Genomic DNA, 16,387 nt, shown 5'->3' on the forward strand with positions numbered 1-16,387 from the left:
ATAGCAGGTTACATGACCACCTAACTGTGTAGCAAGGGACAAGCCCGTATAGGGTAGTCACCTCAGTTGCTCTAGATAATTAGTTTATACTAATAACTGTATTCTATTTTTGCGCTCTGTAAAGGTTAAATTTTGATGTTTGTGCCACTGTGGAAAGCGTCGGTAGCGAATCTTTAATGATATCTGGGTAGGGTAAGAAGCGATTGGCTACCAACATCAATGTGCCTTTAGGAAGCAAAGCAAACTTCACTTCTTTAATAAATTTGTCTGTGACGCTGTAATCAGTTTTTATCCCAGTATGAAAAGGTGGATTAGTTAACACAGTATCAAATTTGTGACTTACCTCTGCTAAACCATTGGAGGCGATCACAGTACCTTTAAGATTATTAGCTTCTAAACTGAGTTGGCTACAATAAATTGCTAAGGCGCTTACGTCGCTTAATGTAAGGGTTATCTCAGGGTTATTCTTTGCCGCAAAACAGCCTATTACCCCTGAACCACATGCAAAATCTAACATTTTTCCTGAGAGCTTTTCAGGCAAGTTTTCAATTAACAGTTTGCTGGCTGGATCTAGTGCTCCTGCGTTAAAGATGCCGGGCAAGAAAGCAATTTTGCATTGAGTGTTGTTGATCTGAATTTCTTTGTATTGAACAAAGTTTTCAACATCGAAACTGTGACTATCTTCTATGAGTGCGCAGTACAAACTGCAATGGCGAGCTGAGTCTATTTTGTTTATGCGTTGCGAAACTTTGGCAAACAACTTATCGGCACTCTTAATACCGGATTTATTTTCTCCAACTAAATAGATATTCCCACCGGCTTTAACGCATGCCGCCATGTTGGCAATTAAAAATGCCGCCTGTTCTTTCGACTTAGGCATGTAAATCACTGCGCCATCAAAGGGTTCGTTATTTGAACCTTGCTTATTTAATTCAGTTGCAACAACGGGGTAGTGTGCCGAAAATAGGTGTTTGTTATTTTGGGGGCACTGCTGAAATACATCATAAAACTGATGGAAGCCTAATATGTCTGGATTATCTAAGGCTGCAAAAATATCAGCTTCAGGTGGGTTAACAAAGACCCATTTCCCTTGCTCGAATATTTCTTTGTTACGCACCAATACTTGGCTGGTGGGAGATAACATTAGTTTACCCTCGCAAACATCAGATCCCACACACCATGGCCAAGACGATGACCACGTTGCTCAAATTTGGTTAGTGGTCGGTTATCAGGTCGAGGCACATAATCTTGATTTTCTGACAAGTTTTTAAAACCCTCGGCAGTCTGCATCACTTCAAGCATGTGCTCAGCGTAGTTTTCCCAATCCGTAGCCATATGGAAAACACCATCGATTTTCAATTTGCTACGAAGTTTTTGGACAAACTCTGGTTGTACTATTCTGCGCTTGTGATGACGTTTTTTGTGCCAAGGGTCGGGAAAGAAAAGTTGCAATCTATCAAGGCTTTCATCGGCAATACAATCGGCTAGTACTTCTACCGCGTCATGTTCGAATACCCGTAAGTTTGTGACACCCTGCTCATTGGCTTCTGCCATACAAGTGCCCACTCCAGGTCGATGAACTTCAATGCCTATAAAATCTTTGTCTGGTTCATTGGCCGCCATTTCAACCAAGGACTTGCCCATACCAAAGCCAATTTCTAGCACAACAGGTGCACTGCGACCAAACACTTCGGTAAAGTCGAGTTTCCCATCTGCATGCATCAACCCCATGGTGGGCCAAAACTCTTCAAGGGCTTTAGCTTGGCCCTTAGTCAAACGACCTTCTCGCTTAACAAAGCTGCGTACTTTTTGAACGTATACGCCTGCTGCTTCGGCTTCTTCTTGAGTTTTAAATTGGCTCATGCAAATGTTATCTCTTATCTATAAAATGATTATCTAAAAAGTGTGTGCTAAAAACGCGCGGTATTTTACCTCAGAATCAACATTCGCACTAGCTGAAACCTTGTAATTACATAGGTTGAGGCAATTTACTGGTTTATCAAATTTAGCCTAGTAGTTTGCTTAACTGTTTTGCCACTGCTTCGGGTTGAGCAACAAGCATCATATGCCCAGTTGCGTCGATCTGATTATAATCAGCCTGTGATATTGAAGCTGCTAAATCTTGTATCGGTTTCGCGGGGGCTACTTGATCCACTTCCCCAGCAATAAAGTGCAGTGGAAAGCGACTAGATTGCAGTTTTGTAGAAAGATCCGGTCGTGGCGTTGTAGATTGTACGTGGGCTTTTAACACGCTGGGGCCGAGGTCGCTTTCCATCTCTTTCACAATATTAACTAAATCGGAATTCTGCATTTCGGATGGCGTAAAGAAATGAGCCAGTCTAGCGTTGTTCATGGCCACAGGTTTTTTATTCTCTATGGTTTTAATCAGCATTTTACGTTGCAGAATTTCCTGAGCACTGAGTCCGTCAGGACAGTATCCAACGAGTGTTAGTGACGCGATTTGATCTGGAAATTGCAAGGCTGTTAAGGCGGCAATGTAGCCACCCATAGAATAGCCGACCAAATGTACTTTGGATTCAAAGCTATTGATACGATCAGCACTCAAGGCTTGCATCTGCTCTAACGTATCAGCCCACTGCAAGGGCACATAGCTACGCTGGGCGATATTCAGTTGTTTCCACACCGGCATCCAAATCCGTTCATCGCATAAAGTACCGGGAAAAAATATAGTGGGAGTGGTTATTTCAAGCATGATTAATCTATTTCAATAAAATTCTAGTATGATCATAACAAACCCAGTGCGTGAAAACCGCTAAATCAATCAAAGGTAATATGCAAAGTCCAACAATTGACTCGACGTTTAGTCAAAAACTGCTTACTTGGTACCATCAACACGGTAGGAAAGACCTACCTTGGCAACAGGACAAAACCCCGTATCGAGTTTGGGTATCTGAAATTATGCTGCAGCAAACTCAGGTGAAAACGGTCATTCCGTTTTACCAATGTTTCATGCAAAGGTTTCCCGATGTGCTAGCACTTGCGAATGCACCTGTTGATGATGTTTTACATCTGTGGACAGGGTTAGGTTATTACGCACGGGCTAGGAATTTACACAAGGCCGCGCAGACTGTTCGCGATCTCTATTCAGGTGAATTTCCTGACACCTTAGAGGGCATGGTATCTCTGTCTGGAATTGGACGTTCCACCGCAGGCGCTGTGCTGTCGATAGCCAGTGGCAAACCTATCAGTATTCTCGACGGTAATGTTAAGCGAGTACTTACTCGTTATTTCGGGATCCATGGATGGCCAGGCAGCAAGGCAATCGAGCAACAGCTATGGCAATACGCAGATGATTTAACACCGAGCACGGACACTGGGCTGTATACCCAAGCCATCATGGATTTGGGCGCAACTTTGTGTACCCGTTCTAAACCTAACTGCGATGCCTGTCCGGTGCAAACAACCTGTTTGGCTTTTGCCCAAGGTGCTCAAGCTGAGTTACCCACTAAAAAGCCGAAGAAAACTACGCCGGTGCGAACCACAGTTATGCTATTACCCATCTGGCAGGGGCAGGTACTTATATATAAACGTCCCGCTTCGGGAATTTGGGGAGGGTTATTTGGTTTATATGAAGCAGAAACTTTACACGATGCCCAAAGCAAAGCTCAAAACTTAGCCTTAGGCGATATCCAGATTGAACCACTTGAAGAATTCCGCCACACCTTCAGCCACTTTCACCTTGATATTACACCAGTATTGATGCACCTAAATAAACCACCCGTTGGAAGAGTTGAAGAACAAGAAACCCTTTGGTATGACTTAAATAAACCTGCAAAAGTGGGATTAGCTGCGCCAACCCTTAAACTTTTTAGTACACTACGGAAAAATCTTTAATAGAAATTTTGGAATAGCATTATGAGTAGAACAGTTTTCTGTCAAAAACTTCAAAAAGAAAGTGATGGGTTGGATTTCCAACTATATCCCGGCGAAATCGGTAAAAAAATATTCGATAACATTAGCAAAGAAGCTTGGGCTGAATGGCAAAAAAAACAGACTATGCTAATTAACGAAAATAAGTTGAATATGATGGAACCCCAAGCGAGAAAATTTTTAGAAGAGCAAATGGTTGGCTATTTGTTCGAAGGAAAAGAACCTGATATCGAAGGGTACGTTCCACCTTCAGCGTAAATTAAACTAAAATACTGATTAAATAGAGGCCTATTTGCTGGGTTTTCGAGCAAACAGACCGTAAAACTAAAAATTTATTAAAAATCGGTTGACTTGATAGCCAAGAATCCGTTTAATACGCACCCACGGCGCTACCAAGTATACTTTTTAGTGTTGTGATTTGACGTAAAGTCAGTGCCTCGATAGCTCAGTTGGTAGAGCAGCGGATTGAAAATCCGCGTGTCCCTGGTTCGATCCCGGGTCGAGGCACCATTTATTCCAAGAGCCCTGAACAGAAATGTTCGGGGCTTTTTCGTTTCAACGGAAGGGAAAGCGACGAACCAGGGCCGCGCGTCGTGTCCCGCTGCTGCGCGTGCGTATCGCTCCCGGGTCGAGGCACCATTTATTCCAAGAGCCCTGCATGAAAATGCGGGGCTTTTTCGTTTCAGGGGAAGAGAAAGGTTCGAAGCAGAGCCACGCGTCATGTCCCGCTGCTGCGCGTGCGTATAGATCCTGGGTCGAGGCACCATTTATTTCAAGAGCCCTGCATGAAAATGCGGGGCTTTTTCGTTTCAGGGTAAGAGAAAGGTTCGAACCAGAGCCACGCGTCGTGTCCCGCTGCTGCGCGTGCGTATCGATCCCGGGTCGAGGCACCATTTATTCCAAGAGCCCTGAACAGAAATGTTCGGGGCTTTTTCGTTTCAGAAGAAGAGAAAGGGTGTTTTATAGTTTAAAAGCTGAGAACAGCGCCTAGACTATCTACTTGGTTTTTAATTGCGCCGCCTTGATGATTTTCCCCTTTAATATTTGAATATTCAGCAGAAACCGTTGCCATTAAAGGCACTGTTATCTGTGTTACCTGGCTCTTAGGCAAAGTGCCCATTTAAAAATGCGATGAAAATTGGGTACGGGGCAGGTTTGCCCCGTGGTTTTATTTGTTGGTTATTTAATAACCATAGGATTAACTGGAGAGCCGGTGCCACCTTTCATTTTTAAAGGAGCAACTGAGAAGAAGAAACTGTATTGGCCATCTTCAGCGGAATCAGCAGCTAAATCATCAAGCCAATATAACTCAGTTAATACAACACCTAAGTTTCTGATTAGCGCACCGTGCAGAGGAATAACCATGTCGTTACCATTCACGTTTTGCGCGGCTAATTCAACAGCTAAGTTATCAGCTGCAATTACGGGAATTTCCATATCGGCGATCCATTGCACTAGTTCCGCGCTGTAACATAAACCTGGCTCGTCTAAGGCTGTCCAATTTTGTTTGTCATTTTCGTCGTAGAACCGCCCCATTGAACCAGTTCTTATCATTAAAATATCGCGCTTTTCGATGGTTAACTTTTGTTTTTTGGCGGTGTTTTTAATATCGTCTAAGGTCACGCAAGTGCCCGGTGCTAGGCGATGGTTTTTATCACCACTGTATCGGCCCACGTCGATCAATATACCTCGTCCAGCTACACCTACATCGCCTAAGTGAGCAATGTCTACGTAGTCGTGGCCATGCACAGTAGTATCAGATGACTTTCCGTTGTAGACCTTATCTGAGTACCAAGCATGACCCAGGGCATCCATATGGGTCGTTCCTTGCAGGTACATAAACACTGCATCATCCGAATACTTCATACCACCACTTAAAGGTTCTGATTTATTCGATGAATAAATACCTTCATCTTGAGCCATAAAATGCATCACAGGCACACGACCGGGGAAGACTGGACCTACACCATGGATCATAGGTAGTTGTAATGTGAAACGTTCACCAGATTGAATGGCCTTTACGCCACGTTTCACTTGTGCTTCATCTAAATAGTTTAATGCGCCTATTTGATCGTCTTCACCCCACTTCCCCCAGTTTTTTGGGGCATCTGCCAATAATTTATCAATATAAGTTTCGTCAGCCGCTAGTGAATTCAGAGAAGCGCAGGTGAGAGAAATTCCTACGAATAATGCGGAAAGGGTCTTTTTGAGTGATATGGTTTTGTTTGTATGTGTCATGTTTCACCTTTTTCTAATTTGCCTTAATTGGCGATGTAAATTCTTTGAACTTGCGTACAAAGAACGACTGCCTACTCTTGACGCTCATCTGATGTCATAGCAGACGTTAGTGATTTCATTCTTCCTCTTGCCTTCTGGCATGAAGGTTTTGTCGTTTTTTTACTAAGGTTGATTGGTTAATTCCCAAAGATGCTGCGGCTGCTCGTGTAGAGCCATACAGGCGAAGGGCATTCTCAATCAGTTCTCGTTCCAAATGGGAAACTTGTTGTTTAAGGCTACCCGAACTGAAAGGGTTACTTTGTACGGTCAGAGGTTTGATGGATTCGGGTAAATCTCTAGGTAAAATTTCAATTTGTTCGGTAATTAGCACCAAACGCTCTGCTAAATTCATTAACTCCCGAATATTGCCAGGCCATGGGTAGTGCAAAAGCACTTCGGCAGTTTCAGGGTGAAGGTTTTTTTCGCTGTTATAACGTTTCGCGTAATGCTCTAAATAGTGTTCTAGTAAGGGTAATATTTCGTCTTGGCGATTACGTAATGGAGGTAACTCCAAGGGCATTACTTGCAAGCGATAATATAAATCTTCTCTGAACCTACCATCGGTAATGGCGGCCTTAAGATCATGGTGAGTGGCGGTGATGAGTCGGATATTAGTGGTTTTAAAGTGAGTGCCACCTAAGGGAAGAAATTTATTTTCCTCTATTACTTTCAAAAGTTTTGCTTGCAGAGATAAGGGCAAATCGCCAATTTCGTCTAGAAAAAGTGTGCCACCATTGGCGATGTAGAGTAATCCTTCTTTTCCTTTTATTGAAGCTCCCGTAAACGCGCCTGCCATGTAGCCAAATAGTTCGGCCTCGATTAAGCCCTCTGGCATAGCTGCACAATTTAAAGAAATAAAGGGGGCTTCTGCACGCAGACTATTATCGTGGATAAACTGAGCCAATAGGGTTTTGCCTGTGCCTGTTTCTCCTTGAATCAAAATTTTAACGTCTGTGGGGGCAACTTTTTCGGCTAGTTTGTAGCATTTTCGTGTATTGATGCCAGTTAATACACCGGCTTTGTCGGTCAATACATCTACATCAATAGCGTAATCTTTTCTTACTGTGAGGATTTGTTCCAATTGTTCTTCTGCATGCTTTGCTCGCAACAAAGCGGTAACGTCGCGAACCGAACTCATAACAAACTCCAGTTTGCCGTTTTCGTCGAACACGGGGTTGCCACTGACTACGATTTTGCGATCACCTTTAATGGTTTGAACCCGTGTAATTGGCTGCTTTTCGCGAATCACCTCCAGTGATACTGATTTGGAGATATAGCCTTCAGTGACTAAGTCTTTCATATGTTTGCCTAGCACACGGTGACGTTGTAAACCGGTGAGTTTTTCGTAGGCTTTATTTACGGTTATGGTAATACCTTCACCATCGGTGATATACACACCGTCAGGTAAAGCATCTAGAACCGGTTGTAAAAGTTTGGAGTTTAGCGATTTCATTTGTCACCATCGCTTACATTCGTTGGATTAAAGTTGCGTTCAGGATCGCCTTTAAAGAAGTTTTTACCGTAAATGAGCAGTACTAATAAAATACCCACAGCAAACGCCCAGGTGGCTCCCTTAATCACTAAAATAGCAGCGATAATTCCAGCTATTCCCAGATCCCGTTGACTCTTGGCTTCCATAATGCCAATTCGGAAACTAACAAACCCTTGAATTAGAAGCGTTAGGGCGAGGGCAACTCCCAGAATAGGTTGGACTAAACTCACTACCGGCAATAACAATAGACCAGTATTGGTACCCCATCGGAAAGAGCCTGAACCGCCAAAAATAGATTGCATCGCCTCACGGCCTTGTTTGTAACGTTCAACAATCACTACATGCATTGCAGCCCATAAGGGCCCGCACATCACAACATCTGGACCGAATATACTCATTAATACGTTTCTGCCCCCGAAAATCAGGTGCGAGCGATTAGGATCATAATCAATTTTTTCATCAGGACGTTTTTCATCGGCTTCATCTAAAATGGCTTTTGATTGTAGTACGTCTCCAAACAGCACTATGTAAGCTGCTAGCGCAGTAGGTAGTGCCGTTAAAAACATAGATGCATCAGGTAAGCCCACACCAAAAACTGTGTATTGCTCAAACATTAAAGCGAAATTAGGGCTAGTAATCCCCCATTCAATGTCCGGCCAACTAGCTTCAGATACCAAAGGTGCAACTATAACGGCCAATAATATGATCGGGAATATACCCAATTTACCTAGGTTGGCCCAAAACGCATTGTGCTGTTTTAACTTGGCGAAATGAGGACTAAAGATTAAATAAAATGCTAAACCTACAGCGATGGTAATGGTGATTGGGAATTGCTCGAAGCGGCCGCCTTCTTTGAATACCACCACAATAGCTGCTAATCCTGCACCTATGATCACGCCGGATTTAATTGCTGATGGGATCAGTGTTACCACTTTGGAGGCTAACTTGGTTTGCCCAAGAACTATGGCTAACAAGCCGAGCATAATTTGAAAGGCAATAAGTGCATGAACTCTATCGGGGCCAGGGTCAAAGGTTTGAACGTACGCCATAAGCAAAGGCACGGCGGGCGTTATCCACCCAGGGATCACAGGGTCTCCTAAAATGTGGTGAAGTAAGTACAAAAAGCCATTAATCATCACAATGGCGATGGCTGCTTCGAAGGGCATGCCTAACAATTCCACCATTAATGGAATTGCCGCGAGATCGACTGCGCACATCAATAGGCCCTGCAAATAGTCAGGCCATTCGAATCTATAGTGCAAAAACGGTAAGCGTATTTTAAACGGGCCTAGAGGAAAATAAGCTGTTTCTGTTCCGTATTGGTGGTTTTTCCACGTCATGGGTAGAGTTCCAAATTCGTATAGTTAAGGTTAATAGGCCGCGTAATATATGCTTTCAATATCAGACTGGGATAAATTTCTTGGATTGTTTTTCAATAAACGTTCTACTTTAATGGCTTCTTTGGCCAGCTCGGGAATGTCTTCGTATTTAACTCCCAGTGATTTCATGCCTTTTGGGATGCCTACTTTTGTGCATAAATCATGAAGTTGTTGAATGACTTTTGCGGCTACTGTATCGCCATCATCTTCGGTTGAGATTGGGGTGGATAAAGCTGTGGCTATATCTGCAAAGCGGTCTAAACAGGCACTTTTGTTCCATTGCATTACATAGGGCAGCATTAAGGCATTACTTACTCCATGGGAGATGTGGTAGCGACCACCTAAAGGGTACGCCAAAGCATGAACTGCACCTACTCCCGCATTACCGAAGGCTAAACCTGCCATCAAACTTGCGGTAGCCATATTCTCTCGGGCGTTAAGGTCTTGCGGAGTGCCGTAGGCGGTGGGCAAGTGAGTCATAATCATGCCCATGGCTTTAATTGCAAGTGCATCTGTAATTGGGCTAGCAAACTTAGATAAATAGGCTTCGATGGCATGCACCAAAGCATCAACGCCACTGGCCGCGGTTATGTGGGGCGGGCAACTTACTGTCATTTCAGGTGCGACTATGGCCACATCTGGTAATAAATAGTCACTTACCACCCCTTTTTTAGTTTGTTCACTGGGCACTGCCAAAATGGCAATATTGGTAACTTCTGAGCCTGTACCAGCAGTGGTAGGAATGGCGATATGGGGAATGCCTCGGCTTGCAACCTTGTTTTCACCAAACATCGCGTTTAAAGATTGTGAATTTCCTGCTAGCACTGCAACACATTTGGCAATGTCAATGGCACTGCCACCACCTACACTAATAATTGCGTCGTGGGCTTGACGTTTAAATACCTCAAAACATTGCTCAACCACTTCGTTATCAGGTTCCGCATTTACATTATCAAAAATAGAATAAGACATACCGTCAAGCTGAGGGATGATGTGTTCTAAGGTACCCGATTTTCTAACCCCTTTGTCGGTTACTAAAAGTGGGTAGTTAAATTTTAATTTATTAATATGTTCAATTAATGTAGAGGAACAACCTTGACCGGTGATCAGTGTGTGAGCGCTTTTAAAGGATGAAATTTGCATACTGCTCGGTTCCTTGTGGCTTTTTATTCACAACTCGTGATGATTTAGTCTTTCTTTAGAAGTATTAAGTTAGCAAAACAAGTGCCAATACATGAAAAGTCATGTAAACCCTATGTTAATAAGGTTTGTCCATATAGTTACTGGTTTATTAATAGACAAATTGATAATAAATCGATTCCAATTGGAATCAAAGTGATTATTTTTGGAATCAGTATGTTCGCTTATAGATGGAATACCAGCTGGGGCAGGTCATTGAAATTAAAATGCGCTGTCCCCGAGGAAGAGGTGACCTTATTTTATGTACCTCTTAATTGTTTGTTGTTAGCGCAGCTAAGCGGCCTGTAACTTCGCCAAACTCGGTTAGAGTTTCATCGAATATCTGTTTTATCGTTTTAGACTCTTTAATTCGTCCAGCAACTTGTCCCGTAAGGGCAATTCCAGCTTCTAGGTCGCCACCAAAGTAAACTGCTTGGGTGTCTTGGAATTCGCTAAAGATACTTGGTGAGCCTTCGTTCAATATCCGCGTTGAACGTTCTGTGCGCAGTGCTCGCAAAGCGGGCCCAGGCCCTGAGCGGTTTAAAAACAATGTATCAGTTGAGTCAGCGGCAATAATCGCGTCTTTCCAGTTTTGATGAACGGGGCTTTCTGTTGCGCTTAAGATTCGGGTGCCCATAAGTACACCATCTGCGCCAAGGGCTAGAGCAGCTGCCATGCTGCGTCCGTCCATAATACCGCCAGCCGCGACTATAGGTACGTTTACCGCCTCACAAACTTGCGGTATTAATACCATACTAGATACATCGTCGGCGTTTTTGAAGCCGCCACCTTCTCCACCCTCGACAATAAGCCCGTCAACACCCGCTTCCACTGCTTTTAATGCACCTTTGAAGTTGGGAACAACATGAAATACAGTCAAGCCAGCCTCTTTAAGCTTATTAGTATACTTGGTTGGGTCACCTGCTGATGTGGTAACAAATTTAATACCTTGATCAATAATGAAGTCGAGAATCTTAGGATCCCGCACAAAGGCTTGGGCGATGTTTACTCCGAAGGGCTTGTCTGTAAGGTCGCGCATTTTTAGTATTTCTTCGCGAATGATATCAAGCTCACCTGAGCTAGTTTCAATAATGCCCATTCCGCCGGCATTAGACACCGCAGATGATAGCTGTGAGCGTGCTATCCAGCCCATGGCAGCTTGTATTATAGGCTTTTCAATTCCAAGCATTTCTGTGATGCGGGTCTTGACTGTAATATTTGTCATATCTTTCCTCTGAAATGAATCATGAATAGGGTAGTTGGCATTATTGTTATAGATTTGTAAGTGATATTGGTACTTTTTTTCATGAATAGAACGTCTATCAATTGGTTTATTAATGGCAGCACGGTGGTTTTACTATGTCATTTTCGACGGCTCTGATCCCGAATGTAGTGAGGTTATTAGATTGTCAGTTTTCTTTACATTTTGGTGTTTTTGTTAGGGTAAAAATTTTCAACTTAGATAGGTAACTAGCTGAAATATTAGCTAAAAATTAAATTGGCTCAAACTATGCTTATAAAAAAGAAGGTGCAAAATTTATGTGAGCATCGGAAGCTTCGGTAGGATTGAAGCGTTACTGAAAAAAATAAACAGGAAGTCTACATATGATTAAAACAAAGAAAATAGCATTAGCTGGGATTACTTTAAGCGCTATGTTAGGGGCATCTGCTGCAACGGCTGCACCTATAATTATGCAAGGTAATTTCCTATGGACCCAAGTTTCAGATGATGGCACTTTGGGGAACGGAAATGCCACTCCAGGTTTAATTCATGATGCCTCTGGAACTGGTACCTTTGATGCTGCTACAGGTGATTATCTTTCACCAGGCACTCCGTTCGAAGGATTTGGTATTTCATCTGACCAATTTAGTACTGTAGGTAATAGAAACTCTTCAAGCGATAGCGTAAGTCAGGTGTCTATTACAGACCTAAGTGGCGGCGCGTTTGATAACCATGTTCAATGGACTGGTTCGGCTGCTAACGGATTTTTCGATATCGTTCATGACTTTTTCTTCGACGATGACGATGAAAACGTCAATATGACAACCACTATTACTGCACTTAGCGATTTAACTAATTTAGCATTCTCTAGAGCCATTGATCCTGACCCAGATAATTATCCTGGAGGTTCTGCTGCCACAAATAATGAACGTGGGTTGGACTTAAATAATGATGGCGATTACGATGATGCTGGCGAATTGGCGCAAAGTGATTTCATTAGTGCCTCTGGTGTTATCAGCGGTTTAACTATGGGTATGTTTACCGATAGTGATTATGAACATAATACAGGTATAGAGGCTTCTTGTTGTTCACAAATCAACCCTGCCGATTATTTAATCGGTGGTGATTATGCACCAGTAGCATTTGGTTTCGACTCTTCTAGTGACAATGGTATCGGGCTTGGCTTTATGATCGGGGACTTGAATGCAGGGGAGTCAGCAACTCTTAATTATTCTTATGTTTTCGGTGATACGGTAGGTACTGTAGATATTCCTGGAGATGACGACCCTACAGCAGTTCCGGTCCCAGCAACAATTTTATTGTTCGGTATTGGACTTATGGGTATTAATTTACGTAGACGTAACGTTAAGTAGAGTACTCAACATCAGATTTTGAGTCTATTTACTCAATTATTGAAAGCCCTGAACAGATTTGTTCAGGGCTTTTTTATTGTTGTAAGACAAAAACACAACAACAAATGCTAAATAACGTTAAAACCTACCTAAAATGATTTAAAGCGACTGGGAAATCATGCATTGGGGAGATATCGTATATGCAAACTGGCATGAATATCTGATAGTTGAGTAAGATAAGCACAGATTCAATTTCTCATATTCTTAATCACTGCTTTTTATTGAATTAATTTTGAAATGTAACAAATGTAAAACTGCTATGATTTCACCTAAAAGATAATGATAATGCTTCTCATTAATAGAATTTAATAAGGAGCTTTTTTTGAAAACACTAGCGTTACTAAGCACCATATGTACTCTGACAAGTACCATGTCTTATGCTGAAACCCAGAATAATGAAGATAATTCCTCAATTGAAAAAATTTCAGTAGTAGGCGCAGCTACAAATTTGAGTATTACCGCTGAAGAAATTGAACAATATCAAGCTAATGATCTTGCCGATATATTTCGTTACTCACCCTCAATTAGCGTGGGCGGTTCAGTAGGAGTAGCGCAGAAAATTTACATACGTGGTCTTGAGGATGCGTTTTTAAATGTGACTGTGGATGGCGCTCAACAAACCTCAACACTATTTCACCATATTGGGCGGGTAACTATTGATCCAGACTTGCTACAGCAAATTGATGTGCAAGCTGGTGCCGGAGAGGCTACCAGTGGTCCTGGAGCTATCGGCGGTTCAATTCGATTCAAGACCAAAGATGCTCAAGATTTACTTGCTGAAGATGAAAACTTTGGTGGGCGAATTAAAGCCAACTATTTTTCTAATGAGGGGACGCGTTTCAGCGGGAGTCTCTACGGAAAACTTAGCGATTCCTGGGGTGTGTTAGGTTATTACAGCACGGTTGACCGAGATAATATGGAAGACGGTGACGGAAATGAAATCTACGGAACTGCCGCCGACCAAGACATACTATTTTTAAAAGCCAGTGGTGAAATTGCACTAAACCATTTCTTATCATTAAGCCTTGAACAGCGTGAAGAAGAAGGCGAGTTTTCTGCCCGGCCTAACTGGGTTGTTCTAGAGGGTGAAGCGCTCTACCCTAGTGAAGCAAAGAGAGACACTTATGTCGCTAATTATCGCTTTGCACATAGTGAACTAATGGACCTTGAAGCAACAGCATATCAAACCAACTCCTCATTTCGTGGAGGTCGATTCGATTGGTTAGCGGAAATAGATACCTATGGATTTGATCTGCGAAACAGCAGTGAATTAGAGCTTCACAGGTTTGTCTACGGTATTGATTATCGCAAAGATGAAGTAACCAGTGGCCCAGCTCAAGGTGTCACTGAAAATGCTGAAGAGGGGAGTGTCTTAGGCATTTATGCACAAGGTTATACTGATTTAACTCCTCAATTACTGCTGAGTTATGGTGTCCGCTATGACGACTACGAGTTTCAGCAAAAAATATTGTTAGATGAATATTATGGCACACCTATAACCGAAAGTGCGTCTTCCTTAGATAATTCAGAATTGAGTTTTAACCTGGGTTTTTCATACGAATTGACAGAATCTTGGTCGTTGGGGTTGGGTTTTGCCCAAGCGGCTAGAGGCAAACAAATAGGTGATGGATTCACTCTTGATGGTTATTTATATGATGGCTCAGATATTCCCGTTGTTGCTGAAGACTTAGTTCCTGAAACAGTAACTAATTTAGAAGCATCTGTGGAATATAGTTCCACTAACCTCAATGCAAAATTTAGTGTTTATGACTCTTCATTAGATGATGTCATTTTTGAAGGTTTTGAAGGTAATTCAATATTCAACAATATTGGTACCCTAGAAAGTAATGGCGTTGAATTTGATTTGGCTTATCGGTGGAAATCATTTGACTTGTTTTTAGGGTTTTCACATGTAGAAGCTGAGCTTAAACCAAGAGATGGTATATACAGCGTAAGCTATTCCTCTATTGATTTAAATGGCTACGAATTTGTCGGGCTAGGTAATAGCCGAGGTAATACTTGGGTAGCGGGTTTAGATTATGATATTAACACTAATGCCTCAGTGGGTTTCAGTGTGACAAAAGTGGATTCAATTGACATAGATACGCTTCATCAAGCAGTAGATTTAGGTTGGACTGATTCCTTATATCGGCTTAATAAACCCAGCTACACAACTGTTGACATGTATGCAAATTGGCAATTAAGCGATAGTCTGATACTTAATGTTGCAGTAACTAATCTATTTAATGAACAATATATTGACCATTCAAGTGTAGGCGATTACAGCGAAGTATTCTCAACCGTTATCGGGCCTCATGAGGCCGGTAGAGATATACGAATATCAATGTCGTACGATTTCTAAACCTATTGTTGATAATTTTTTATGTTTTTAAAATCGTTTAGGAGGTGGATCTTTTGGGTCCACCTAATCGTTGGCTTAATTGCTGGTATTTTCGTGCTCTGTATGTCTTTCAGTGGCGTATTATTAACTTACGAAAGGCAACTTAAAGAGTTGAGCGAAATGCAATACTCTGTGCAACCCAATACTACTATTAAGCGGCTAGATACTGACCAAGTTGTCGCTATTTTACAGAAGTTAAAGCCCGATGAGCCACATATCTATGTTCGTTGGGTAAATCGAGAAGGTGCGGCAATTCCCGCATGGGCGGGCAAATACAGTTACTTGTTACACCCATATACAGGTGAGGTTGTGCGATCTGGAGAAGGTGCTGTAGCTGAATTTTTCCATATTGTGACCGACTTTCACCGCTATTTATCGCTGGTGGGTGAAGCTAAAGTTATTGGTAAAAATATCACTGCTTATGCCAATCTTGTATTTATATTCTTATTGATTAGTGGGCTGTATTTATGGTTCCCAAAAAGATTTTCACGAAAACTTTTTAAACTTCATTTATTTTTACCAAAACACTTTCAAAACTCACATCACCGCAACCGTCAATGGCACCTAGTGTTTGGCATTTGGTGTTTACCTGTATTGTTTGTGATTTCTATGACGGCCACTATTTTTCATTTCTCTTGGGCTAATACAGCACTATATGGAGCTTTTGGTGAAAGTGTACCTCAGCCAGAACAGCACATTGAGGTAACAAGTTTGACTGCTGATGTTGTTCCATATGAAGAGCTATTTAATAAAGCAAAACAACACGCTGCAAATAATGGCTATCAATATTGGTATTCCATGTGGATGGAAATAGGTGAGACCAAAAATGAGGCACGTTTTTATATTGATAAGTCCATAGGCAATAGGCAAGAACTTGCTTATTCGTTATATTTTGATACCCGAAATGGCGATGTATCTAAGGTGCTAAGGAAAGATGATTGGTCTTTAGGAGGACAGGCTTGGGGAACCGCTCGATTTTTACACACGGGGGAATACTTTGGTTTCATTGGTCAAACAATCGCGGGTATTGCTTCTTTGTTAGCTTGTATTTTGGTTTACACTGGAATCATGCTTGGCTGGAAACGTTTAGTCGTTAAATAGCCAGTGGTTTTATTTTAGGGGTATCATCTTGAA

The 16,387-nt window shown here is 42.2% G+C and carries 13 protein-coding genes and 1 tRNA gene; 6 read left to right on the forward strand and 8 right to left on the reverse strand.

What is annotated here, in order from left to right; genetic code table 11:
• Window positions 1-103: 103 nt before the first annotated feature.
• From ABJV04_RS14665 to ABJV04_RS14675, 3 genes are all read right to left on the reverse strand, one after another.
• Window positions 104-1,144: a methyltransferase gene (locus tag ABJV04_RS14665; RefSeq protein ID WP_348492306.1), complete on the reverse strand. Its 1,041-nt coding sequence runs from the start codon at window positions 1,142-1,144 to the stop codon at window positions 104-106.
• On the reverse strand, window positions 1,144-1,863 hold the full coding sequence (trmB, locus tag ABJV04_RS14670) for a tRNA (guanosine(46)-N7)-methyltransferase TrmB (protein WP_348492307.1): 720 nt from the start codon (window positions 1,861-1,863) through the stop codon (window positions 1,144-1,146). Before trmB ends, ABJV04_RS14665 begins: the two co-directional genes overlap by 1 nt.
• Before the next feature lie 142 nt (window positions 1,864-2,005).
• Complete coding sequence (locus ABJV04_RS14675) at window positions 2,006-2,713, reverse strand: alpha/beta hydrolase (protein ID WP_348492308.1); 708 nt, start codon at window positions 2,711-2,713, stop codon at window positions 2,006-2,008.
• A gap of 80 nt (window positions 2,714-2,793) precedes the next feature.
• On the opposite strand from ABJV04_RS14675, the gene mutY reads away from it, so the two are divergent.
• The 3 genes from mutY to ABJV04_RS14690 all read left to right on the forward strand — a co-directional run bounded on the left by mutY (window position 2,794) and on the right by ABJV04_RS14690 (window position 4,401).
• The gene (gene mutY, locus ABJV04_RS14680) at window positions 2,794-3,855 is read left to right on the forward strand and encodes an A/G-specific adenine glycosylase (protein WP_348492309.1); all 1,062 of its coding nucleotides are present in this window, start codon (window positions 2,794-2,796) and stop codon (window positions 3,853-3,855) included.
• A gap of 21 nt (window positions 3,856-3,876) precedes the next feature.
• Window positions 3,877-4,149, forward strand: a complete 273-nt coding sequence (locus tag ABJV04_RS14685; protein ID WP_348492310.1) for an oxidative damage protection protein — start codon at window positions 3,877-3,879, stop codon at window positions 4,147-4,149.
• Between the two features lie 176 nt (window positions 4,150-4,325).
• Window positions 4,326-4,401: transfer RNA gene (locus ABJV04_RS14690), tRNA-Phe, on the forward strand.
• 669 nt (window positions 4,402-5,070) lie between these two features.
• Here ABJV04_RS14690 and ABJV04_RS14695 read toward each other — a convergent pair.
• The 5 genes from ABJV04_RS14695 to ABJV04_RS14715 all read right to left on the reverse strand — a co-directional run bounded on the left by ABJV04_RS14695 (window position 5,071) and on the right by ABJV04_RS14715 (window position 11,443).
• A complete protein-coding gene (locus ABJV04_RS14695) occupies window positions 5,071-6,129 on the reverse strand; it encodes a cyclase family protein (protein ID WP_348492311.1) in 1,059 nt (352 codons plus the stop codon).
• Window positions 6,130-6,244: 115 nt separating this feature from the next.
• Complete coding sequence (locus tag ABJV04_RS14700) at window positions 6,245-7,621, reverse strand: sigma 54-interacting transcriptional regulator (protein WP_348492312.1); 1,377 nt, start codon at window positions 7,619-7,621, stop codon at window positions 6,245-6,247.
• Window positions 7,618-9,000 (reverse strand): hypothetical protein, encoded by a 1,383-nt coding sequence (locus tag ABJV04_RS14705; RefSeq protein ID WP_348492313.1) that lies wholly within the window; start codon window positions 8,998-9,000, stop codon window positions 7,618-7,620. Before ABJV04_RS14705 ends, ABJV04_RS14700 begins: the two co-directional genes overlap by 4 nt.
• A 30-nt stretch (window positions 9,001-9,030) precedes the next feature.
• Window positions 9,031-10,182: an iron-containing alcohol dehydrogenase gene (locus ABJV04_RS14710; protein ID WP_348492314.1), complete on the reverse strand. Its 1,152-nt coding sequence runs from the start codon at window positions 10,180-10,182 to the stop codon at window positions 9,031-9,033.
• A gap of 307 nt (window positions 10,183-10,489) precedes the next feature.
• Entirely contained in the window at window positions 10,490-11,443 is a 954-nt protein-coding gene (locus ABJV04_RS14715; RefSeq protein ID WP_348492316.1) for a nitronate monooxygenase, read from the reverse strand.
• A gap of 380 nt (window positions 11,444-11,823) precedes the next feature.
• On the opposite strand from ABJV04_RS14715, the gene ABJV04_RS14720 reads away from it, so the two are divergent.
• The 3 genes from ABJV04_RS14720 to ABJV04_RS14730 all read left to right on the forward strand — a co-directional run bounded on the left by ABJV04_RS14720 (window position 11,824) and on the right by ABJV04_RS14730 (window position 16,354).
• The gene (locus ABJV04_RS14720; protein ID WP_348492318.1) at window positions 11,824-12,813 is read left to right on the forward strand and encodes a PEP-CTERM sorting domain-containing protein; all 990 of its coding nucleotides are present in this window, start codon (window positions 11,824-11,826) and stop codon (window positions 12,811-12,813) included.
• A gap of 361 nt (window positions 12,814-13,174) precedes the next feature.
• A complete protein-coding gene (locus tag ABJV04_RS14725) occupies window positions 13,175-15,214 on the forward strand; it encodes a TonB-dependent receptor (protein WP_348492320.1) in 2,040 nt (679 codons plus the stop codon).
• 21 nt (window positions 15,215-15,235) lie between these two features.
• Window positions 15,236-16,354, forward strand: coding sequence for a PepSY-associated TM helix domain-containing protein (locus ABJV04_RS14730; RefSeq protein WP_348492322.1), 1,119 nt, complete (start codon window positions 15,236-15,238; stop codon window positions 16,352-16,354).
• Window positions 16,355-16,387: the final 33 nt, after the last annotated feature.

The organism is Aliiglaciecola sp. (assembly GCF_039982535.1).
Taxonomy (GTDB): Bacteria; Pseudomonadota; Gammaproteobacteria; order Enterobacterales; family Alteromonadaceae; genus Aliiglaciecola.